21 protein-coding genes are annotated in these 21,814 nt (G+C 66.3%); 16 read left to right on the top strand and 5 right to left on the bottom strand.

What is annotated here, in order from left to right:
• The first annotated feature begins 235 nt into the window (after nt 1-235).
• The gene (locus ACW177_RS10720) at nt 236-1,093 is read left to right on the top strand and encodes a YihY/virulence factor BrkB family protein (RefSeq protein ID WP_492028106.1); all 858 of its coding nucleotides are present in this window, start codon (nt 236-238) and stop codon (nt 1,091-1,093) included.
• A 9-nt stretch (nt 1,094-1,102) separates the two neighbouring features.
• On the opposite strand, the gene ACW177_RS10715 is transcribed toward ACW177_RS10720, so the two are convergent.
• Complete coding sequence (locus ACW177_RS10715; protein WP_492025706.1) at nt 1,103-1,330, bottom strand: sulfurtransferase TusA family protein; 228 nt, start codon at nt 1,328-1,330, stop codon at nt 1,103-1,105.
• Entirely contained in the window at nt 1,327-1,818 is a 492-nt protein-coding gene (locus ACW177_RS10710; protein ID WP_492025705.1) for a CinA family protein, read from the bottom strand. The genes ACW177_RS10715 and ACW177_RS10710 overlap by 4 nt, the downstream gene beginning before the upstream one ends.
• 264 nt (nt 1,819-2,082) lie before the next feature.
• Between ACW177_RS10710 and ACW177_RS10705 the strand changes: the two genes are divergently transcribed.
• The gene (locus ACW177_RS10705; protein WP_492025704.1) at nt 2,083-3,108 is read left to right on the top strand and encodes an IS110 family RNA-guided transposase; all 1,026 of its coding nucleotides are present in this window, start codon (nt 2,083-2,085) and stop codon (nt 3,106-3,108) included.
• Between the two features lie 207 nt (nt 3,109-3,315).
• Nucleotides 3,316-5,475 (top strand): spermidine synthase, encoded by a 2,160-nt coding sequence (locus ACW177_RS10700; protein ID WP_492025703.1) that lies wholly within the window; start codon nt 3,316-3,318, stop codon nt 5,473-5,475.
• A 3-nt stretch (nt 5,476-5,478) separates the two neighbouring features.
• Here ACW177_RS10700 and ACW177_RS10695 read toward each other — a convergent pair whose 3' ends face one another.
• Entirely contained in the window at nt 5,479-6,633 is a 1,155-nt protein-coding gene (locus ACW177_RS10695) for a bifunctional 2-C-methyl-D-erythritol 4-phosphate cytidylyltransferase/2-C-methyl-D-erythritol 2,4-cyclodiphosphate synthase (protein ID WP_492025702.1), read from the bottom strand.
• A gap of 94 nt (nt 6,634-6,727) precedes the next feature.
• On the opposite strand from ACW177_RS10695, the gene dusB reads away from it, so the two are divergent.
• The 7 genes from dusB (at nt 6,728) to ACW177_RS10660 (ending at nt 15,637) form a co-directional block, all read left to right on the top strand.
• The gene (dusB, locus tag ACW177_RS10690) at nt 6,728-7,783 is read left to right on the top strand and encodes a tRNA dihydrouridine synthase DusB (RefSeq protein ID WP_492025701.1); all 1,056 of its coding nucleotides are present in this window, start codon (nt 6,728-6,730) and stop codon (nt 7,781-7,783) included.
• Nucleotides 7,780-10,047, top strand: coding sequence for a sensor histidine kinase NtrY-like (locus tag ACW177_RS10685; protein ID WP_492025700.1), 2,268 nt, complete (start codon nt 7,780-7,782; stop codon nt 10,045-10,047). The genes dusB and ACW177_RS10685 overlap by 4 nt, the downstream gene beginning before the upstream one ends.
• Before the next feature lie 10 nt (nt 10,048-10,057).
• The gene (gene ntrX, locus ACW177_RS10680; RefSeq protein ID WP_492025699.1) at nt 10,058-11,464 is read left to right on the top strand and encodes a nitrogen assimilation response regulator NtrX; all 1,407 of its coding nucleotides are present in this window, start codon (nt 10,058-10,060) and stop codon (nt 11,462-11,464) included.
• Entirely contained in the window at nt 11,464-12,327 is an 864-nt protein-coding gene (locus ACW177_RS10675; protein WP_492025698.1) for a D-amino-acid transaminase, read from the top strand. Before ntrX ends, ACW177_RS10675 begins: the two co-directional genes overlap by 1 nt.
• Nucleotides 12,328-12,433: 106 nt before the next feature.
• On the top strand, nt 12,434-12,679 hold the full coding sequence (gene hfq, locus ACW177_RS10670; protein WP_003164861.1) for an RNA chaperone Hfq: 246 nt from the start codon (nt 12,434-12,436) through the stop codon (nt 12,677-12,679).
• A complete protein-coding gene (gene hflX, locus ACW177_RS10665) occupies nt 12,680-13,993 on the top strand; it encodes a GTPase HflX (protein ID WP_492025697.1) in 1,314 nt (437 codons plus the stop codon).
• Between the two features lie 3 nt (nt 13,994-13,996).
• Complete coding sequence (locus ACW177_RS10660) at nt 13,997-15,637, top strand: Na+/H+ antiporter (protein ID WP_492025696.1); 1,641 nt, start codon at nt 13,997-13,999, stop codon at nt 15,635-15,637.
• 23 nt (nt 15,638-15,660) lie between these two features.
• On the opposite strand, the gene ACW177_RS10655 is transcribed toward ACW177_RS10660, so the two are convergent.
• Nucleotides 15,661-16,935 carry an NAD(P)/FAD-dependent oxidoreductase gene (locus tag ACW177_RS10655; RefSeq protein WP_492025695.1) on the bottom strand — a complete coding sequence of 425 codons (1,275 nt, stop codon included), beginning with the start codon at nt 16,933-16,935 and terminating at the stop codon, nt 15,661-15,663.
• A gap of 32 nt (nt 16,936-16,967) precedes the next feature.
• A complete protein-coding gene (locus ACW177_RS10650; protein ID WP_267513407.1) occupies nt 16,968-17,618 on the bottom strand; it encodes an alpha/beta hydrolase in 651 nt (216 codons plus the stop codon).
• A gap of 158 nt (nt 17,619-17,776) precedes the next feature.
• Here ACW177_RS10650 and ACW177_RS10645 point away from each other — a divergent pair, with 158 nt between their 5' ends.
• The 6 genes from ACW177_RS10645 (at nt 17,777) to ACW177_RS10620 (ending at nt 21,814) form a co-directional block, all read left to right on the top strand.
• Nucleotides 17,777-18,259 (top strand): Rrf2 family transcriptional regulator, encoded by a 483-nt coding sequence (locus tag ACW177_RS10645; RefSeq protein WP_492025694.1) that lies wholly within the window; start codon nt 17,777-17,779, stop codon nt 18,257-18,259.
• On the top strand, nt 18,256-19,395 hold the full coding sequence (locus ACW177_RS10640; RefSeq protein WP_492025693.1) for a cysteine desulfurase family protein: 1,140 nt from the start codon (nt 18,256-18,258) through the stop codon (nt 19,393-19,395). The genes ACW177_RS10645 and ACW177_RS10640 overlap by 4 nt, the downstream gene beginning before the upstream one ends.
• Nucleotides 19,395-20,861 carry a Fe-S cluster assembly protein SufB gene (gene sufB / locus ACW177_RS10635; protein WP_492025692.1) on the top strand — a complete coding sequence of 489 codons (1,467 nt, stop codon included), beginning with the start codon at nt 19,395-19,397 and terminating at the stop codon, nt 20,859-20,861. Before ACW177_RS10640 ends, sufB begins: the two co-directional genes overlap by 1 nt.
• A complete protein-coding gene (locus tag ACW177_RS10630) occupies nt 20,858-21,091 on the top strand; it encodes a hypothetical protein (RefSeq protein WP_492025691.1) in 234 nt (77 codons plus the stop codon). The genes sufB and ACW177_RS10630 overlap by 4 nt, the downstream gene beginning before the upstream one ends.
• A 163-nt stretch (nt 21,092-21,254) precedes the next feature.
• Entirely contained in the window at nt 21,255-21,515 is a 261-nt protein-coding gene (locus tag ACW177_RS10625; protein WP_492025690.1) for a hypothetical protein, read from the top strand.
• Nucleotides 21,512-21,814 carry a type II toxin-antitoxin system RelE/ParE family toxin gene (locus ACW177_RS10620; protein WP_492025689.1) on the top strand — a complete coding sequence of 101 codons (303 nt, stop codon included), beginning with the start codon at nt 21,512-21,514 and terminating at the stop codon, nt 21,812-21,814. Before ACW177_RS10625 ends, ACW177_RS10620 begins: the two co-directional genes overlap by 4 nt.

Genomic DNA, 21,814 nt, shown 5'->3' with positions numbered 1-21,814 from the left:
ACCATAGCGAGGCGCCCCTTAATGAAGCAATGTCTCGGCGCGTCTGGAGCGGGGATAGACGGGTGTTTCCGGGTGGGATTTTCCTCGGCGAAGGAATGCTCTAGGTTAAGTCGCCTGTTCAACAGCTGTGAGAACCGGCTTGAGTGATCACCTGACCCGCACGGTTCTGAAGGCGCCCGGATTCTGGGGCGGGCTGGCGGTGCGCGCCTTTGCCCGAAGCTGGGGGCGCGACGTGATGCTGTACACGGGCGGGGTGTCGTTCTTCGCCCTGCTGGCTGTGTTTCCCGCCATTGCGATTCTGATCGGCTTCTACAAGCTGGGTTTGTCGATCAGCGAGGTCAGCGCCCAGGCTGCGGCGCTGTCGGACCTGTTGCCTCAGGCGGCGCAGACGATTTTTCAGGATGAGATCACGCGGCTGACCAATGCCTCGGCGCGCACGGTGTCGGCGCAGAGCGCCTTTGCCCTGATCGTCGGCGCCTATGCGGCGCACAGGGGGTTTAAGGCCTTGTTGGCGGGTCTGAACCTGATCCACGACGAGACCGAGCCGCACGGATTCTTCAAGTTCAACCTGCTGGCCTTCTTCGTCGCCGTCTTCGCCTTCGCCCTGTTCACCGTGGTGTCGGGGGCAGTGGTGACGGCGCGGATCCTGGCGCACACGACGTCATCGGCGGCGGAACAGTTCGGCGGCGGACTGATGCCGCTGGACGCCTGCCTGCCCGCGATGGGGCTCGTGGTGGGACTGACGCTGCTTTACCGCTACGCCATGAGCCACAGTTCGCGTGTCGCCTGGTTGCCGGCGGTCACAGGCGGTCTCGTGGCGACGCTGATGTCGGTCGTCTCGTCCTGGCTGTGCGCCATCTATGTGGAGCAGATCGCGCCGTTGGGGGCGACGTATGGTTCGGTCGGCGCCGTGGTGGTGCTGCTGATCTGGCTGTCGTGGAACATCAACGCCATCTTCTACGGCGGCGCCTTCGCCACCGAAATGGAGATCGCGGCCGAGGCCGAGGCGAAGGACAAGGTCACGCCGCCGAGCGCTCCGGCCGATGTGGTCGATTTGTCCGAGCGTCGGGCCAGCCGCCGGTCGCGACCGTAGGACCGGCCTTCAGCCAGTCTGAACCGTGAGGCGAATCACGCCTTCGGTCTCCTGAACGTCGAGCAAGCTGCCGTTCTTCTGGGTCATCAGATAGGGCACGTCGATTCGCGCCATGGGGTCCGTCGCCAGGAGGACGAAGACCGTTCCGGCCGGGGCGCCGTCCATGGCCTTCATCAACTTGAGGCTGGGCGTCGGGCAGACATGGCCACGCGCATCGACGAGGCGCGGTTCGGTCACGAGGCGAGCCGGTCCGCCAGCATCTCCAAGGCCACGCGGACGGCGGCCGTGCGGATGGCGTCGCGGCCGATGTCGCCGAAGGTTTCCCGGCGATGGATCAGGCCGCCCGGACCCTGGGCGGCGAAATGGACCAGACCGACCGGCTTTTCAGGCGATCCGCCGCCGGGGCCGGCGATGCCGGTGACGGCGACGCTGACGGCGGCGCGGGAGTGGGCGACGGCGCCCTGGGCCATGGCGCGGGCGGTCGGTTCGGAGACGGCGCCATGGGCGATCAGCGTCGCCTCGGGCACCGCCAGCATCTGCTGCTTGGCCTCGTTGCTGTAGGTGACGAAGCCCCGGTCCAGGGCGGTGGATGAACCTGGGACGGCGGTCAGGGCGGCGGCGACCAGGCCGCCTGTGCAGCTTTCGGCGGTCGCCAGCATCAGGCCGCGCGCGGTCGAGGTTGCGACGATCTGTTGCGCCAGGCGCTGAATGTCTTGCGGGAACATGGCCTTTTCATAGGCTGCGAGTCCCGCTCTAACCAGAGCCATGAGCGATGTGGCCCAGGCCCAAGTCCCGACCCGTGACGGTGCCCCGCAGGCGACCGCGCTCCTGTTCGCCATCGCCGTCTTCACTTCGGCCTGTCTGGTCTTTGTGGTCCAGCCGATGGCGACCAAGCTGATCCTGCCGACCCTGGGTGATGGGGTGGACGCCCCCCGACGGCATCGATGTGCCAGAGTGAGGGTGTTGAACAACACTCGAAGGAGGCGTCCATGGGACAGGTTAGCACTGTTGGTCTGGATCTCGCCAAGAGCATCTTTCAAGCGCATGGCGCGGATGCTGGGGGCGAGGTGGTGTTTCGCAAGAAGTTGGGGCGAGGACGTTTGCTGGCGTTCTTTGCAGGCCTTCGCCCCTGTGTCGTGGCGATGGAGGCCTGCGCGGGCGCCCATCACTGGGGTCGAGAGCTGACCCGCCAGGGTCATACAGTCCGGCTGATCCCGCCGGTCTACGTAAAGCCGTTCGTGAAGCGGCAGAAGAACGACATGGCCGACGCCGAGGCGATCTGTGAGGCGGCGCAACGGCCCAGCATGAGGTTCGTGCCGCTCAAGCCGGAAGAGCAGCAGGCCAGCAGCGTCGTGTTTCGTGCTCGGGACCTGCTGGTGCGTCAGCGCACCCAGACGATCAACGCCCTGCGTGGCCATCTGGCGGAGTACGGCTGGATCGTTCCCAAAGGCGTGCCGCACGTCGAGCGCCTGATCGCACGCGTCGAGGATCCGGCCGAAGCGCTTCCGCCCGCCGCGCGCACCATTTTGCTGGTTCTGGTCTCGACCCTGCGAACGCTCGACCAGCAGATCGCTGTGCTCGACGCGGAGATCGCCTCGCGCGCCAGGCATGATCCGGTCGCACGTCGATTGATGACCATCCCGGGGATCGGTCCGATCACGGCGACGGCTCTGGTCGCCCTCGCTCCCTCCCATGAAGCCTTCAAGAGCGGGCGCCACTTCGCCGCCTGGCTGGGCCTCACGCCGCGACAGCGATCCACCGGTGGCCAGCAAAAGCTCGGTGCGATCACCAAAATGGGCGAGCGAACACTTCGACGGCTTCTGACCATCGGGGCCAGCGCCGTCATAAAACAGGCCGCCATCCGAGGCGCGCCGGCAGGGTCATGGCTCGACCAGATGCTGGCGCGAAAGCCGAAGATGCTGGTCATCGTCGCATTGGCCAACAAGAACGCCCGCATCGTCTGGGCGCTCATGGCCAAGGGCGATGTCTACCGAGCTCCGGGCGTGCCGGCCTAGCCAGCACGAACGCGAGACGTCGAAGCGTAGGATGAGCGAAGGAGCATATGGCGCGACAGTCGGCGAGACGGGATCAGGAAAACCAGGGCTTTCCACCGTGCCTCGAGCACGCTTTGGGTGATTTGGACCGGATCCGCGAACTCCCATATAGGCCAGCGACGGTACGCCGCCGCAGTACAGGCCGGACAGATGGCAGCATCCGACTACGTGTCAGAAACTCTCGGATTCACTCTTGCGCTGAAGGGGGCGTCCACAGATGGATCGCCGTCGGTGTGGAATGCGGCCATGGTCTTCTTCCAGACCGCGCTGCTGGCCGGCTATCTCTATGCCCACCTGTTGCAGAAGATCGGATCGATGCGTCTTCAGGCGGCGGTCCATCTGGGCCTGCTGCTGATCGCGGGCGATCCCGATCCGTCGGCGCCGACGGTCTGGCTGCTGGCGACCCTGGCGGTGTCTATCGGCGTTCCCTTCGCAGTTCTGTCGGCGACGGCGCCGCTGTTGCAGGCCTGGTATGCCCGGGTCACGGCCGGTGATGGTACGCCGGGGGGCAGCAACCCCTATGTGCTTTACGCCGCCTCGAACCTGGGAAGTTTCCTGGCCCTGCTGGCCTATCCGGTCCTGATTGAGCCCTTGGTCAGCCTGTCGGGGCAGAGGGGAGGGTGGAGCCTGGGGTATGGGCTGTTCGTGGTCATGGTCGCGGGGCTGGGCGTCTTTGCGTGGCGGCGGCGCGAGGCGGTGGCGGCTGAACCGGCGCGACTGGAAGCCGGGCCCCGCATCGCCTGGCGCGAGAAGGGGTTGCTGGTTCTGCTGGCCGCTGCGCCGTCCAGCCTGATGCTGGGGGTGACGGCGCATCTATCGACGGACGTGGCCTCGGCGCCCTTCCTGTGGGTCATCCCGCTGGCCCTGTATCTGCTGACTTTTGTTATCGCCTTCCAGGCGCGGCCGGTCATTCCGATCTACCTGACCCTGGCGATCCAAGCGGGGGTGTTGGCGGCCTGTGCGGCCCTGGCGGCTTTTAGGACGACCGAGTGGCTGTTCGTCTTCGGGGTCAATCTGACGGCCTTCTTCTTCAGCGCCCTGATGTGCCACCAACTGATGGCTGAGCGGCGGCCGGCGCCGGGGCGGCTGACCGAGTTTTATCTGCTGCTGTCGCTGGGCGGGGTTATGGGCGGGGTGTTCAACGCCCTGATCGCGCCGGTGATCTTCAACATGGTGTGGGAGTATCCGCTGGTCCTGGTCGCTGTGGGCTTGCTCCGGCCGTGGCGCGGGCGGGAGATGCGGTCGTGGGAGATCATCGCCTGCGTGGCCGGGGTGCTGATCGCCCTGTCCGGGCCGCTGGGACTGGCCCTGGTCCGCTATGCGCCTGATATTCGCGCCAAGGTTCCGGATGCGGAGCTGGTGAGGATCGCCCAGGCGGTGCTGGGGATCGCGGCCCTGTTCGCCTTCCTGCTGCGCGACCGGGCGGTCATGTTCACCGTGGTCATCGGGGCCATGGTCTGGTCCGGCTATCATGTGGCGCGGGGCTATGACTGGACGCTGACGGAGCGCAGCTTCTTCGGCGTCATGCGGGTGGCCAGCACCACTATCGAGGGCCTGGACGGGCCGGTTCATGTGCTGATGCACGGCACCACCCTGCACGGCGCCCAGGCCCAGTCTGAGCGGTATCGCTGCCTGCCGACGCTCTATTACGCCACGACTACGCCCATCGGACAGGCGGGTCTGATCGCCCATGACCGACACCCGCAAGGCGCGGTGATCGGCGTTGTGGGGCAGGGGGCCGGGGCCATGGCCGCCTACAAGCGGTCTCAGGACCGGATGACCTTCTTCGAGATCGATCCGATGGTGGACCGGCTGTCGCGTGATCCGCACTGGTTCAGCTTCATCAACGGATGCGCCCAGGGGCCGGTGCGGACGGTGCTGGGCGATGCGCGTCTGACCATGGGGCAGGAGGCGCCGGGCAGCTATGACCTGTTGATCATCGACGCCTTCTCCTCGGACGCGGTGCCGACCCATCTGCTGACGGTCGAGGCCATCGCCGGCTATCTGCGCCTGCTGAAGCCGGACGGGGTGGTGGTGCTGCACCTGTCGAACCGGAACCTGGAGATCACCCTGCCAGCCGAGGCGGCGGCGGCGGCCCTGAAGGCGCCGGCCCTGCACCAGATCTATATGGAACGGGGCGAGGCGGTGCAGATGTCCGAATCCTCGACCGAGGGCCTGGTCATCGGCAAGTCGGAGGCGGCCATGGCGCCCTATCGGGCGGACCCGCGCTGGCGCAGGCTGGAGGCGACGGAGGTGCGGCCGTGGACCGACGACTATGTAAATCTGTTCGGGTCGCTGGTCCGCCAGATTCAGTATTCCGCGCGGTAAGGTCTAGGCGGGAACGGGGATCTCGACCGTGGCCACGGCCTGGGCGGCGAGGCCTTCCCCGCGTCCAGTGAAGCCCAGGCCCTCGGTCGTGGTGGCCTTGACGCTGACGGCGTCCAGCGGAAGCGACAGCAGGCTGGCGATCCGTTCGCGCATGGCCTGGCGGTGCGGTTTCACCTTGGGGCGTTCGCAGATCAGGGTCACGTCAACATTGACGATGCGGCCGCCACGGGCGGCGACCAGCTCGGCGGCGTGAAGTAGGAAGAGGTCGGAAGAGGCGCCCTTCCATTTCGGATCGGTCGGCGGGAAGTGATCGCCGATATCGCCCTGGGCGATCGCGCCCAGCAGGGCGTCGGTCAGGGCGTGAAGCCCGGCGTCGGCGTCGGAATGGCCGATCAGGGTCTGGTCGTGCGGCACCTCGATCCCGCACAGCCAGACCGACCCGCCGGGGGCCCAACGGTGGACGTCGTAGCCGGAGCCGATGCGGGTCTGATAGTGGGTCGCTTGCGACAACAGGGCCTCGGCCATGGCGAAATCCTCGGGATAGGTCAGTTTCATCAGGCGCGGGTCGCCCGCGACAAGGGCGACGCGTCCGCCGTGGCGTTCGACCACCACGGCTTCGTCCGTCGGGGCGTCGGGACCGGTCCAGGCGGCGTAGGCGGCCTCGATAGTCTGGCGACGGAAAGCCTGGGGCGTCTGGGCCCGCCAAAGGCCGTCGCGCTCGACCACCCCGGCCATCAAGCCCTCGGCGCCGCGACGCAGGCTGTCGGCGACCGGCAGGGCGGGCAGGGCGCCATCGGCGTCGGACAGGGCGGCGATCAGGCGGTCGATGACGGCGCGCTCCAGCAGGGGGCGGGCGGCGTCGTGGATCAGGACCGGCTGGTCGGCGGGGCCCGTCAGGGCGGCCAGGCCGGCGCGGACGGACTGGGCGCGGGTCTCGCCGCCCGCGACCGCGCGCCAGTTGGACAGGCCCGCCAGGGCCTCGGTCACGCGCGGCTCTGCGCCGGGCGCGACCACGATGACCAGTTCGTCGGCGCCCGCGTTCAGCAGGGCCTCGGCCGACCAGCGCAGCACGGGCTTTCCGCCCAGGGTGCGCCATTGTTTGTCGCCGCCGGCGCGCGAGCCTGAACCGGCCGCGACGATAATGCCCGAGAAAGTCATGACGGCCTTCTAAAGCGCGCCGTCGGCGGGCGAAACCATCAAACCGCCTCGGTGGTGCTTGACGAGGCGGCCTCGGATGCTGCGAAAGGCGGAGATGGCCAAGACCTTACAGATCGGCGACGTGACGGTGCCGGGGCAGGTGCTGATGGCGCCCATGACCGGCGTCACCGACCTGCCGTTCCGCGTGCTCGCGTCCAAACTGGGCGCGGCCTATGTGGCGACCGAGATGGTGGCGGCCAAGGAGCTGGCGCGCGAACGGCCCGACGTGGTGCGACGCGCCGCCGTCGGGGCCGGCCTGCCGCTGACGGTGATTCAGCTGGTCGGGCGCGATCCGGGCCAGATGGCCGAGGGCGCGCGCATGGCTGAGAAGGCGGGCGCGGACATCGTCGATCTGAACTTCGGCTGTCCCGCCAAGGAGGTTACGGGCTCGGCCGCCGGATCGGCCCTGATGCGGACGCCGGACCTGGCCTGCCGGATCATGGAGGCGGCGGTGCAGGCGACCGGTCGGCCGGTGACGGTCAAGATGCGGCTGGGCTGGGACGACGATAGCCGAAACGCCGCAGAACTGGCGAAGCGGGCCGAAGAAATCGGGGTTAAGGCGGTGACGGTCCACGGCCGCACACGCCAGCAGTTCTATACCGGCAAGGCCGACTGGGACGCGGTGGCGGACGTCAAGGCGGCCGTGGGCATTCCCGTGATCGTCAACGGCGACATACTGACGGCGGATGATGCGCGCGAGGCCCTGGTGCAGTCGGGCGCGGACGGTCTGATGCTGGGGCGTGGGGTCTACGGGCGGCCCTGGCTGGCGGCGCATCTGGAGCGGGCGCTGATCGACGGGGTGTCGCTGGAAGAACCCGGGCCGGAGGCGCGGCTGGCCATCGTCGTCGAACACCTGCGGGCCTCGGCGGAGTTCTACGGTCTGCCGCTGGGGTTGAAGATGTTCCGCAAGCACCTGGGCTGGTACATCGAACAGGCGCCCTGGCCGGCTGATCCGCAACACCGCAGGGAGGCCAAGGCAAGAATTTGCCGGCTGGACGAGCCGTCGGCGGTCGAGGCGGCCATGGCGGAGCTTTGGCGGCGGAATTTGCCGGATAGAGCTAAGTCTGTTGTTGAAAATGCGCCACAGTTGATCGACACTGCTGTGGCATGACGGATACGCCTTCAGACGTGGCCTCTCGAACCGACCGGGTGTCGGACGATGAGTCATTCTGGGGGCGGTTCGACGTTGAAAGATCGCGAGCCGGCTTCGGATTCGCTTATTTCATAGCCGTAGTGATCACCGCAGCGGCTGTTTGGCTGGTGGCGGTGGCGCCTGGCGCGACATCGGGGGCAGCGCGCGGTTCGAGCAGCCAATTGGTGCTGTTCGTGCTGCTCGCCAATCTGGCGCTGATCTCGGGCCTCGCCTTTATCGTCGGTCGTCGGGTTCTGACCCTGGCGCGCAGTACGGGCGAAGCGGGGGCGCGACTGCACCTGCGGTTTGTCGCACTGTTCTCCATGGTGGCCGTGATTCCGGCGGTGCTGATCGCGCTGGTTTTCGGGGTGCTGGTGACGCGCGGCGTGGACCAATGGTTCAGCCAGAATGTCCAGGCTTCGGTCGAGAACGGCGCCGTGGTGGGGCGAGCCTATGTGCAGGACGTCGCCTCGGCCGTGGATGCGGACCTCGTGACGATCTCCGAACAACTGAGCAGCGCGAAAGGTCTGTTCGGCAACCGGATCCAGTTCAACGACGCTCTGGCCCAGGTCGGTGAAATATTCGGCTATCCGGCGATCTATATTTTGAACGGGCAAGGTGAAGTTTTGGCGCGCGCGGAACGCCCGGATGCACCGCCCTATTTGGCCCCCCCGCTCACCTATCTGGAAGACGCCGCCCAAGGTGGGAAGCCGCCAACGGACGTGACGCAACATCCCGATACGGTGCGGTCCTTGATCGCCCTGCCGGCCTATGGCGACGCCTATCTCTATCTGGTGCGACCGCTTCAGGACGGTCTGATCGCCCGGATGAACGCGTCCGACCAGTCGATCCAGGCTTATCGCGAGGCCAGCGAGAGCCGGTCGCGGATTCAGTCGGCCTTCGTCCTCAGCTATCTGGAGACGGCCCTGCTGGTGCTGGTCGGGGCCGTGTGGCTGGGCATGTCGGCGGCCAGCAGTATTTCAGCGCCCATCGGCCGTCTGGTGAAGGCGGCGGATCAGGTGGCGGGCGGTGATTTCAGCGCCCGGGTGGACAGCGACGGCGCGCCAGCCGAAATTGCGACCCTGTCGGACGCCTTCAATCGAATGACGGGCGATTTGCAAGCCCAGCAGACGGCGCTGAAGGCCGCCAGCGACGAGGCGCAGGATAGAAGCCGGTTCATCGAGACCGTCCTGTCCGGGGTCAGCGCCGGCGTCATCGGCCTGGATCGACGCGGGCGCGTGTCCGCGATCAATGACAGCGCGTTGCAGCTTCTTCACATCGAGGAGGAGGCGGTGCTGGGTCACGAACTGGCGGCCCTGTCGCCTGAGCTGAGTGATCTGGTGGGACGGGTCGAGGCTCATATCGAAGAGGACATCGACATCAGCCGGGGTGGCGAGACCTTCCGGCTGCGGGTGCGGATCGAAGGCGGTCAGGGCGGCGAGATGGTCCTGACCTTCGACGACATCACCCGGCTGGTGACGGCCCAGCGCAACGCCGCCTGGCGCGATGTGGCGCGGCGCATCGCGCACGAGATCAAGAACCCGCTGACGCCGATCCAGCTGTCGGCCGAGCGGCTGAAGCGGAAATACCGGGACAAGGTGGACGAGGTCGAAATCTTCGACCGCTGCACCGACACCATCATTCGCCAGGTCGGCGACATCGGCCGGATGGTGGACGAGTTCTCGTCCTTCGCCCGTATGCCGGCGCCGCGCTTCGGCTCGGCCAACCCGGCGGAGATGCTGCGCGAAGCCGTGTTCGCCCAGAGGGTCGCGGCCGCCGATATCGTGGTCGAGATGCACGAGCCCCTGCCCAAGGCGAGCCTGCGCTGCGACGCCCGGATGGTGGGGCAGGCCCTGATCAATATCCTGAAGAACGCCGGCGAGTCCGTCGCTGCGCGTCGTCTGGCGGACGGCGAGGCGGCAGCATCGGACAGGCCGGGGATCATCGCCTCGCTGGTCATCGAAAACGGCACGGCGACTTTCGAAGTCGAGGATGACGGGATCGGCCTGCCGGCCAAGGATCGCGATCGTCTGACCGAACCCTATGTCACCACGCGCGAGAAGGGCACGGGCCTGGGCCTGGCCATCGTCAAACGCATCTGCGAGGACCACGGCGGCGAGCTGAAGCTGGCCGATGCCGAGACCCTGCGCGGCGCGCGCGTGTGCCTGATCTTCCCCCTGAAACCCCACGGCAAGACCGGCGACGTGACGGAGCGCAAGCTCCAGACCATCGTCGCCGAATAAGCGAGGCAAGATGCGACCTACCGGTTCCGACATTCTGGTCGTCGACGACGAGGCGGACATCCGCGATCTGGTTTCGGGCCTGCTCGAGGACGAGGGGCACGCCGTGCGCGTGGCCGCCAACTCCGACGAGGCCCTGGCCGCGATCCGCGCGAGGAAGCCGTCGCTGGCGATCCTCGACATCTGGATGCAGGGCGGCGGTCTGGACGGGCTGGAGCTGCTGGAGGTGGTCAAGGAGATCGATCCGGACCTGCCGGTGGTGATGATCTCGGGCCACGGCAATATTGAGACGGCGGTGACGGCCCTGAAGCGCGGCGCCTATGACTTTATCGAAAAGCCGTTCAAGTCGGACCGGCTGGTGGTCGTGGTCGAACGGGCCATCGAGGCGGCGACGCTGAAGCGCGAGAACCGACGGCTGCGAGCGCAGACCATGACGCCGTCCGGCCTGATCGGCCGGTCGCAGGCGGCCCAGGCCCTGCGCGGCACTATCGCCAAGGTGGCCCAGGCCAATAGCCGGGTCTTGATCGCCGGACCGGCCGGTTCCGGCAAGGAACTGGTCGCGCGCCAGATCCATGAGGCCAGCCCCCGCGCCAGAGCCGAATTCGTGGCCATTTCGGCGGCCGGGATGACGCCCGAACGTCTGGACGTCGAACTGTTCGGGGAAGAGGGGCAGGACGGCCGCCCGCGCAAGATCGGCGTGTTCGAACGGGCCCACAACGGCACGCTTTATCTGGACGAGATCAGCGACATGCCGCGCGAGAGCCAGAGCCGCATCCTGCGCGTCCTGGTCGATCAGCGTTTCCGCCGTGTCGGCGGCGAGCAGGACGTGCAGGTCGATGTGCGGGTCGTCACCTCGACCTCACGCGATCTGAAGGCCGAGATCGCCGAGGGGCGGTTCCGCGAGGATCTGTTCCACCGCCTGAACGTGGTGCCGATCCGCGTGCCGGCCCTGTCGGAGCGGCGCGAGGATATCGCCGAACTGGTTGAATATTTCGTCGAGACCATCAGCACCTCGCAAGGTCTGCCGCGTCGCATCGTCGGCGATGATGCGGTGGCGGTGCTGCAGGTCCATCCGTGGCCGGGCAATATCCGACAGCTGCGCAACAACATCGAACGGCTGCTGATCCTGGCGACGGGCGATCCGAACGAGCCGATCACCGCCGACATGCTGCCGCAGGAGGTGGCGACGTCGAACGGTGGTGCGTCCTCGATGGGCGCCGAACGCACCATCGCCCTGCCGTTGCGCGAGGCGCGTGAAGTGTTCGAGCGGGACTATCTGGCGGCGCAGATCATGCGGTTCGGCGGCAATATCTCGCGGACCGCAGCCTTCATCGGCATGGAACGATCGGCGCTGCACCGCAAGCTGAAGTCGCTGGGCGTGTCGCCCGCCCGCGGCGGGGAAGAGGAAGATCCGGCCTGATGTCCCGCGTCGCCTATGTCAACGGAACCTACAGCCCGCATGGCGAGGCCGTGGTCCATATTGAGGATCGGGGCTTTCAGTTCGCCGACGGCGTCTACGAGGTCTGGTCCGTGTTCGACGGTCGGCTGGCGGATTTCGACGGCCATATGACCCGCCTGCACCGCAGCCTGAACGAGTTGCGCATCGACATCCCCATGTCGGTGGCGTCCCTGACGCGGGTGCTGCGCGAGACCGTCCGCCGCAATCGGGTGAAGAACGGCATCGTCTATCTGCAGGTCACACGCGGCACGGCGCGTCGCGACCATCCGTTCCCCACGCCGGGCACGCCGCCCAGCGTCATCGTCACCGCCAAGTCGATTTCGCCCGCGCGTGGAGAGGCCCAGGCGCAAAAGGGCGTCGCCGTCCTGACCCAGCCCGACATCCGTTGGGGGCGATGCGACATCAAGACGGTCGGCCTCTTGCCCAACATCCTGGCCAAACAGGCGGCGCGCGAAGCCGGCGCCTATGAGGCCTGGTTCGTGGACGACATGGGGCTGGTGACCGAGGGCTCGTCTACCAACGCCTGGATCGTCGATGAGCACGGCAAGCTGCGGACCCGCGACACCCAGGCCAACATCCTGAGGGGCTGCACCCGCACCACCCTGATGGAGTTGATCAAGGAACATGGGGTCGAACTGGACGAGCGTCCGTTCAGTGTCGAAGAGGCCAAGCGAGCGCGGGAAGCCTTCTTCACCGCCGCCGGCGCCTTCGTCACCCCGGCGGTCTCGATTGACGGAACCAGGATCGGCGACGGCAAGCCGGGGCCGATTACGCTGAAGCTGCGCGCGCTCTATCTTGATCAGGCGCGCCGAGAGGCCATTTAGGGCGTTGCCGGAGGATGGAGGCGGCGTTTAAGGTCGCCTCCGGCCGCCATTCGGCCCCGACGCCGCTCCCATGGCGACGAACAACCAAGAACAGGAAAAACCTGCCATGTCGCAAGACAAACGTCAGAACCTTCAGGACACCTTCCTCAACTCGGTCCGCAAGACCAAGACGCCGCTGACCATCTTCCTGGTCAACGGGGTCAAGCTGCAGGGAATCGTGACCTGGTTCGACAACTTCTGTGTGCTGCTGCGCCGCGATGGCCAGTCCCAGCTGGTGTACAAGCACGCCATCTCCACCATCATGCCGTCCGCGCCCGTGCAACTGTACGAGCCCGACGCCGAAGAAGACTGATTGACCAGCAAACTGATCGACCACGCCGTCCCGCTGATCCGGGCGGTCGTCATCCATCCTGATCGACGCACCGACAGCCCTCGGCTGGCCAGCGAGCGCCTTGAGGAAGCCGTGGGCCTTGCCCGCGCGCTGGACCTTGACGTGCGCGCTGAAGAGATCGTGCGATTGCGTGGGACCATGCCTGCCACCCTGTTCGGAAGCGGCAAGGTCGAGGAACTGGCCGCCTTGGTTCGCGCAGCCGATGCGGAGGCGGTCATCATCGACGACGCCCTGACCCCGGTGCAGCAACGCAATCTGGAGAAGGCGTGGGAGGTGAAGGTCATCGACCGCACCGGCCTGATCCTGGAAATCTTCGGACGCCGCGCGCGGACCAAGGAAGGCCGGTTGCAGGTCGAACTGGCGCGGCTGGACTATGAGCGGTCGCGCCTGGTGCGGACCTGGACTCACCTGGAGCGCCAGCGGGGCGGCACCGGCTCGACCGGCGGTCCTGGCGAAACCCAGATTGAGCTGGACCGGCGTCTGATCGCCGACCGGATCGTGCGGCTGAAGGCCGAGCTGGAAGAGGTGCGCCGCACGCGCGGCCTGCACCGCAAGCAGCGCCAGAAGGTCCCGTTCCCGACCATCGCCCTGGTCGGCTACACCAACGCCGGCAAGTCGACTCTGTTCAATCGGCTGACGGGTTCCGAGGTCTTCGCCAAGGACCTGTTGTTCGCCACCCTGGACACGACCCAACGGACCATCCGCCTGCCGCAAGGCCGGCCGGCCATCGTGGCGGACACCGTAGGCTTCATCTCGGACCTGCCCCACGAACTGGTCGAGAGTTTCCGCGCCACCCTGGAAGAAGTGGGCGAGGCCGATCTGATCCTGCACGTCCGCGATATCGCCTCGGCCGACAGCGACGCCCAGGCCAAGGACGTCGAGATGGTGCTGAAACAGATCGAGACGCCCGAGGGCAAGACCCGGCGGGTGCTGGAGGTCTGGAACAAGATCGACCTGCTGGACGACGAAGCGCGCGAGGCCGTGCTGGGGCAGGCCGAACGGCTGGCCAAGGACGGCGAGGCGGTCGCGGTTTCCGCCTGGACGGGCGAGGGGATCGAGCCGCTGCGCCAGACCATCGCCGGACTGATCGATGATGATCCGGAGACGCGGCTGCGGCTGGAGCCCGAGCAGGGCGAGGCCCTGGCCTGGCTGTACGAGCATGGGCGGGTGACGTTCCGCGACACTGACGCGGAAGGGCGCACCCATGTCACAGTGCGGCTTCATCCTGCGGCGCTTGGGCGTTTCGAGCGTCTTTATCCTGACCTGGCCGACTGACCCATGCATCTGATCGAAACCGTGCTGCTGCTGCTTCTGGCCGTCGTGGTGTCGGGATCGGTCGCACGGATCACGCGCATCGCCCTGCCGCTGGTGCAGATAGGATTGGGGGCCGCCATCGTCCTGGCGACGGGCACGACGGTGGATCTGGAACCGGATATCTTCTTCCTGCTGTTCCTGCCGCCCCTGCTGTTTCTGGACGGGTGGCGGATCCCCAAGGAAGCCCTGCTACGCGACCGGGCGGTCATCCTGGAGTTGGCCCTGGGCCTGGTGCTGTTCACGGTTATCGGCCTTGGCTTCCTCATCTGGTGGATGATCCCGGAGATGCCTTTGCCGGTGGCCTTCGCCCTGGCCGCCATCCTGTCGCCGACCGACCCGATCGCGGTCAAGGCGATCGCCGCGCGCGCGCCGATTCCGAAGCGGCTGATGCATATTCTCGAGGGCGAGTCGCTGCTGAACGACGCCTCCGGTCTGACCTGCATGCGGATCGCGGTCGCGGCGGCGACCACCGGGGCCTTTTCCGTGGGCGGCGCCGTGGGGACCTTCGCCTGGCTGGCGCTGGTCGGGGTGGCGGTCGGCGTGTTGGTCACCATGGGCATCAGTTCCGCCAAGGCCTTCGTCAGTCGGCGCTGGGGCGAGGACGTGGGCGCGCAAATCCTGATCAGCCTGCTGATCCCGTTCGCCGCCTATCTGGTTGCTGAGGAACTGCAGGCCTCAGGCATTTTGGCGGCCGTCGCGGCGGGCGTGACCATGAGCTTTACCGAGCGGGCCGGCGGGATTGGCGGCCAGTCTCTGGCCATGACCCGCATCCGACGCAGTGTGGTCTGGGATACAGTCCAGTTCGTGGCCAACGGCATCATCTTCGTGATCCTGGGCGAACAGATGCCTTCTATCATGGCGCGCGCGGCGGAGGTGGTGCGAGGCACCAGCCGACCGGAAGTCTGGTGGCTGGCCGTCTATGTCTTCGCCATCGTCGCCGCGCTGGCCGCATTGCGCTTCGCCTGGGTTTGGACCTCGCTAAGGCTGACGCTGTTTCGGCGGCCGCATCGAGGGCCACCGCCCAAGGTGGGGCTGCGGCTTACGATGGTGATGTCGTTGGCCGGCGTGCGCGGGGCCATTACTCTGGCGGGTATTCTGACCCTGCCGTTCGCGCTGGCGGACGGGTCGCCGATGCCGTCGCGGAACCTGGCCATCTTCCTGGCGGCGGGGGTGATCATCGTCTCGCTGCTAGTGGCGACCTTCGCCTTGCCGCGTCTGATGAAGGGGGTCGAGCTTCCGCCCGAGCCGTCACAGGAGCGGGAGGTGGACCGGGGCCGGGTCGCCGCCGCCTCGGCCGCGCTCCGCGCCGTCGAGGACGCGTCCCATGCGATGGCGGAGGGAAAGACAAACCCCGATCTTTATTCCGACATCGCCAGCCGGATCATGGAAGTTTATCGCCGACGCATCGAGACCCATACTCGCACGGAGGAGGACGACGCGGTTCTGGCGCGCAAGATCGACGATGTAGAGCGCCGGCTCTGGTTGGCAGGCCTTGCCGCCGAACGCGACGAACTGATCCGGATGGCGCGGTCGCGACAGTTGGACGAGGTCACGGCGCGCCGAATGGTCCGAGATGTCGACTTGCAGGAACTGCGCTACCTTTGAGGCCGCTCCCGGAGGTCTGAAACCTAGTGCAGCTTCAGGCGGCCGGAGACGCGGCGGTGCAGCAGGCGGGACAGGGCCAGCAAGGCGGTGCGGCGCACGCCCAGAATGGCGCGGTGGTGGTCCAGGTGCAGGGCCATATAGGCCCATTTGGCGACCAGCCCCTCGATCAGGAAGTTCGGACCCCCGAGGTTGCCCATCAGGGAGCCGACGCCGCGATCGCCGCCCAGGGACACCAGCGAGCCCTTGTCGCGATAGACGTAAGGGCCTGGATCGCGCGACGGATTGGACAAAGTCTTGGCCAGATAGGCGGCTTGCTGAGCGGCAGCCTGGGCGCGGGCGGGGACGGGGCGGCCTTCGGGGCCCGGCGCTTCGGCGCAGTCGCCCATCGCATAGATGCCGGGGGCGGAAGTGCGGAGATGGTCGTCCACCACAAACTGGTTGATGCGGCCGGTGGTCAGGCCCAGATCGCGGTTGGACTCGGCCGCCTTTACCCCGGCCGCCCAGACGATCAAATCGGCCGGGACCGGGCCCCTGGAGGTGTCCAGCCGGCCGGCGTGAACGGCATCAACCTTGGCGTCCGTCAACAGCCGAACGCCCTTGGCCTCCAAGGCGTGAGCCGCCTTGGCCGAGACGGTCTCGGGAAGGCCGCCCAGTATGCGGGGCGCAGCCTCGACGATGGTGACGTTGAGGTCGAATTTCTGGTTTGGAGTCAGGCCGGCCGACAGTTCGTCGTGCCCCTCGATCAGTTCGGTGGACAGTTCGACCCCGGTCGCCCCGGCGCCGACGATGGCGATGTTCAGTGTCCGCTCGTCGGAATAGGCGGAGGCGAGGAAGGCGGCGGTCAGGCGCTTGTTGAAGGCCTCGGCGTCGGCGACGTCTTCCAGCAGGTGCGCGTGTTCGGCGGCGCCGGGCGTGTTGAACAGATTCGAACCGCTGCCGATCGCCAGGACCAGTGTGTTGAACGACAAGCTGCGGGGCTTGACCAAAACCAGGCCATCCTGATCCAGGATTTCGCCCAAAGTCAGGGTTTTGCTCGTCGGGTCGAGACCCGTCAGGTCGCCGAAAGCGAAGCTGAAATGATTGCGTCGGGCCAGGACGGGATAGGACAGGCCCTCCTGATGGCTGTCCAGCGATCCGGCCGCCACCTCGTGCAGGCTGGGCTTCCAAAGATGGAAGATCGAACGGTCGATCAGCAGAACGCGCTGACGGCCCTCACGCGGGCCGAACTTCCGGCCCAGGCGGGCGGCGAGCTCAAGCCCGCCGGCGCCGCCGCCGATGATGACGATGTCGTGCTGCATCCGGGTCTCCTTAAGGCGACCCGAATCTAGGGTCAGGCTGGCTTTTCTTCCAGACGCTTGTCCAGATAGGCGCCGACGCGGCGTTCCACGGCGCTCATGTGGTCCTGCCAGAAGTGGCTCGCGCCCTCTTCCAGTTCGTAGTCGATGATGATGCCCTTTTGGGTGCGCAGCTTGTTGACCACGCGCTCGACCTCGACCGGCGGCACGATGGTGTCGGCCGTGCCGTGTAGGAACAGGCCCGAAGCCGGGCAGGGGGCCAGGAAGCTGAAGTCGTACATGTTCGACGGCGGCGAGACCGAGATGAAGCCGTCCGTCTCGGGCCGTCTCATCAAGAGTTGCATGCCGATATAGGCCCCGAACTGGTAGCCGCCGACCCAGGTCTGGCTGGCGCCGGGGTTGTTCGACTGCAGCCAGTCGAGGGCGGTGGCCGCGTCGGCCAGTTCGCCGATGCCGGAATCGAACTCGCCCTGCGACTTGCCGACGCCGCGCGAATTATAGCGCAGGGTGGCGAAGCCGCGTTGCTGGAACAACTGGTGCAGGGTGACTGCGACCGGGTTGTTCATGTGCCCGCCCGCCTTGGGATGCGGGTGCAGAATCAAGGCGATCGGGGCGTTCGGGCGCTTGCCCGGGGAATAGCGGCCTTCGATGCGACCGGAGGCGCCGGGCAGGATGACTTCAGGCATAGGGGCTCTGGAATCCGTTCAACTGTCATTTCGCGTGTGCGTAATACTTGACCGCTGAGGTAGGACTTTCTAAGTCCCTCTTCAAGCGAGCCGCCTTTGCGAAGGCGCGGGTTCTAGCACAAGAGCCCCGAAAAGCGCGCAATTTTTGAAGGTGCGATATGCGTCTGTCGACCAAGGGACGATACGCCGTGATGGCGATGGCCGATCTGGCGAAAAACGGACGCGGCGAGAGCGGCGAAATCCGGGCGGTTTCGCTGGCTGAAATCGCTGCGCGCCAGGAGATTTCGCTCAGCTATTTGGAGCAGTTGTTCGCCCGGCTGCGCAAGAGCGGCCTGGTCAAGAGCGTGCGCGGACCGGGCGGCGGCTATCGTCTGGCCAAGGGCGCGGATGAGACGGTGGTGGCCGAGATCGTGCTCGCGGTCGACGAACCGATCCGGGCGACGCGCTGCGTGGCCCACGGATCGCCCAAGGGCTGTATGCTGGCCGGCGAGCGTTGCATCACCCATGAACTCTGGGAAGACCTGGGTGACGAGATCCATCGCTATCTGGCCGGGGTGTCCCTGGAGGACGTGGTGATGAATCGCACGGGCCAGCGCCGTCGCAACGTCGAACCGCCCCAAGCTGTGGGGGTGGCGGCATGAACGCGATCTATCTGGACTATAACGCCTCGGGCCTGGTGCGGCCCGAAGTGCTGGAGATCATGGCCAAGGCGCTCGCTGACAACGGCAATCCGTCAGCGGTCCATGCGGCCGGACGGCGGGCGCGGGCGCGGGTCGAGACGGCGCGGGCTCAGGTTGGTGAGTTGGTCGGCGCCGATCCAACGGCCGTAGTGTTCAACAGCGGCGGGACCGAGGCGAATGCTCAGGGCATCGCCAGCGCGCTGGCCGCGGGATGCGAACGGTTGATCGTTTCCGCCACCGAACATCCATGCGTGGCAGAGACGGCGGCGAATGCGGGCGCGCCTGTTGAGGTGCTGCCGGTCGACGCCGACGGGGTGGTGGATCTTGCCTGGCTGGCGGAGGCGCTGGCGCGGCCGGGACGAGCCGTGGTCGCCATCCATCATGCGAACAACGAGAGCGGCGTGATCCAGCCGGTGGTCGAGACGGCCGCGTTGGTGCGTGCGGTCGGCGGCTGGCTGCACGTCGATGCGATTCAGTCGGCGGGCAAGATCCCTGTCGATATTCGGGTTCTGGACGCGGATAGCCTGACCCTGTCGGCGCACAAGCTGGGCGGGCCGCAGGGCGTCGGGGCCTTGATCCTGAAGGAAGGCGTGGCGGGCGTTCGCATCCTGCACGGGGCGGGGCAGGAGCGGGGCCTGCGCGCCGGGACCGAAAACGTGCCGGGCATCGCGGGTTTCGGCGTGGCCGCCGACTGCGCCGCACGGGACCTGAAGACGATGGCTTCGCATGTCGGATGGCGCGACGCCGCCGAGGCGAAGGTGAAGGCCGTCGGGGCGACCGTGATCGGCGCTGACGTGGCGCGCCTGCCCAACACCCTGTTCATGGCGGTCGAGGGTTGGGACAGTCCTCAACAGTTGATTACGCTCGATCTGGCTGGGGTCATGGTGTCGGCGGGGTCGGCCTGTTCGTCGGGCAAGGTCAAGCCGTCTAAGACCATCAGCGCCATGGGATTGAACGCTCTGGCGACCGGGGGCGTGCGCGTTTCCGGCGGCTGGGGCACGACCGAGAGCGACTGGGTGCGGTTCGCCGACGCCTGGATCGCCGCCTACGACAAGCACAAGACACGCGCCGCAGAGCGTGTGAGAGAGGTCGCCTGATGGCCGCCGTCAAGGAAACCATCGACGCCGTCGCCGCGCTGGAGAAATACGCGCACGGCTTTACGTCGGACATCGAGCAGGAGTTCGCACCGCGCGGCCTGAACGCCGACATCGTGCGCTTCATCTCCGAGAAGAAGGGCGAGCCGGAATGGATGCTGGAATGGCGTCTGGCCGCCTATGAGCGCTGGCTGGCGATGGAGGAGCCGACCTGGGCGGCGGTGAAGTATGAGCCGGTCGATTACCAGGACCTGTTCTACTATGCGGCGCCCAAGCAGAAGGAGGGGCCGAAGTCGCTGGACGAGGTCGATCCCGAGATCCTGGAAATCTACAAGAAGCTGGGCATCCCGCTGAAGGAGCAGGAAGTGCTGGCGGGGGTGCAGGGCGCGCCGAAGGTCGCCGTGGACGCCGTGTTCGACAGCGTCTCGGTGGTCACCACCTTCAAGGAGGAACTGGCCAAGGTCGGCGTGATCTTCATGCCGATTTCCGAGGCCTTGCGGGAATATCCTGAGCTGGTGCGGCAATATTTGGGGTCGGTGGTGCCGGTCTCGGACAACTATTTCGCGGCCTTGAACAGCGCGGTCTTTTCGGACGGATCGTTCGTCTACATCCCGCCGGGCGTGCGCTGTCCGATGGAGCTATCGACCTATTTCCGCATCAATGCGTCACAGACGGGCCAGTTCGAACGCACCCTGATCATCGCCGACAAGGGCAGCTACGTCTCGTACCTTGAGGGCTGCACGGCGCCGATGCGCGACGAGAACCAGCTCCATGCGGCCGTGGTGGAGATCGTGGCGCTGGACGACGCCGAGGTAAAATATTCGACCGTCCAGAACTGGTACCCCGGCGACGCCGAGGGCAAGGGCGGCATCTACAACTTCGTCACCAAGCGCGCGGATTGCCGGGGCGATCGGTCGAAGGTGTCGTGGACCCAGGTCGAGACCGGTTCGGCCGTGACCTGGAAATACCCATCCTGCATCCTGAAGGGCGACGACAGCTCGGGCGAGTTCTATTCCATCGCCATCACCAACGGACATCAGCAGGCCGACACCGGCACCAAGATGATCCACCTGGGCAAGAACACCAAGTCGCGGATCATCGCTAAGGCGGTGTCGGCGGGCAAGTCGGACTCGACCTATCGCGGCTTGGTCTCGGTGCACCCGAAGGCGACGGGGGTGCGCAACTTCACCCAGTGCGATTCCTTGCTGATCGGCAAGGAGTGCGGCTCGCACACCATCCCCTATATCGAGGCCCGGAACGGCTCGGCCCAGCTGGAGCACGAGGCGACGACGACGCGGTTGAGCGACGACCAGATGTTCTACGCCCAGCAGCGCGGGCTTTCGCAGGAAGAGGCTGTCGCCCTGCTGGTCAATGGTTTCGTCCGCGATGTGATGCAGAAGCTGCCGATGGAGTTCGCCGTTGAGGCGCAGAAACTGGTGGCGATCAGTCTGGAAGGGAGCGTGGGGTGACGAGCTTCCACGAACGATTCTTCAAACGGCGACCATCCGGTTTCTACCCGAAGGGGCCAAAAGCGCGACGTTTCGCTCTTGTCGGCTTGATCATCTTTATTGCCGTTTTGGCGGTTGGACTCGTCATGATGTCCAACGGTCACCGGCTGATTGGGCAGGTCACTCTCGGCGGACTGGCGGTCGCGATGATCATCTACAACGGCTTTGTGTCCACCCGATCAGATCTGTGAGAAATATGCTCCACATCTCCAACCTCCACGAATCCGGCGGCGAAAAACCGATTCTGAAGGGTCTAACGCTCGCCGTCCCGGCGGCCGGGGCGGCCGCCATCTTGTGGCTGGATCGTGGTATCATCGACAAATCTGGTCTGATCCGATTGTCGAGGACATTCTGATGGAAACGATTGCTGTTCCTTTCCGAGAAGACGCCGCTGATCGCTTGAAACGTGCAGCGGCCGAGATCGGGATGCCGGTTGGTGAGTTTATCGCCTCGGCTGCCGAAGGCTTCATAATGGACAAAGAGGTTCACCGTGGCTCGCCGTTATCGGCGGACCAGATCGCGCAGGTCGAGGCCGGACTGACCGCAGAGCGTGAGGGTCGGATCATTTCGAACGTGGAGGCGGATGCCCGGCTTGCGGCGCGTCGTACTCGGTGAAGGATTTCGACTGGTCTGAGCCCGCGCTGACGGCCTTCTCCGATTTTCTAGATCACCTTGACGAGTACAGTCTTGCAACTGCGGACCAGGCGGAAACGGAGATCAAAGCGACGCTCTGGCGTCTGGCCGAGCACCCTCATCAAGGTCATCTGTCCCGCTGGCCTGGGCTTCTCGAATGGAGCGCAGCCGATTGGAAGAAGATCATCGTCTATCGCGAACGCCCAGACGGCATTCGTGTCATTGCCTTCTACGACGCTCGACAGGATTTGAGCGCCGTTCATCCCACTCCGAACGACTGA

This window comes from Brevundimonas sp. AVps23W (assembly GCF_058681395.1).
The sequence above is the reverse complement of the archived record's forward strand: the minus strand, read 5'-3'. Positions and strand labels throughout refer to the sequence as shown.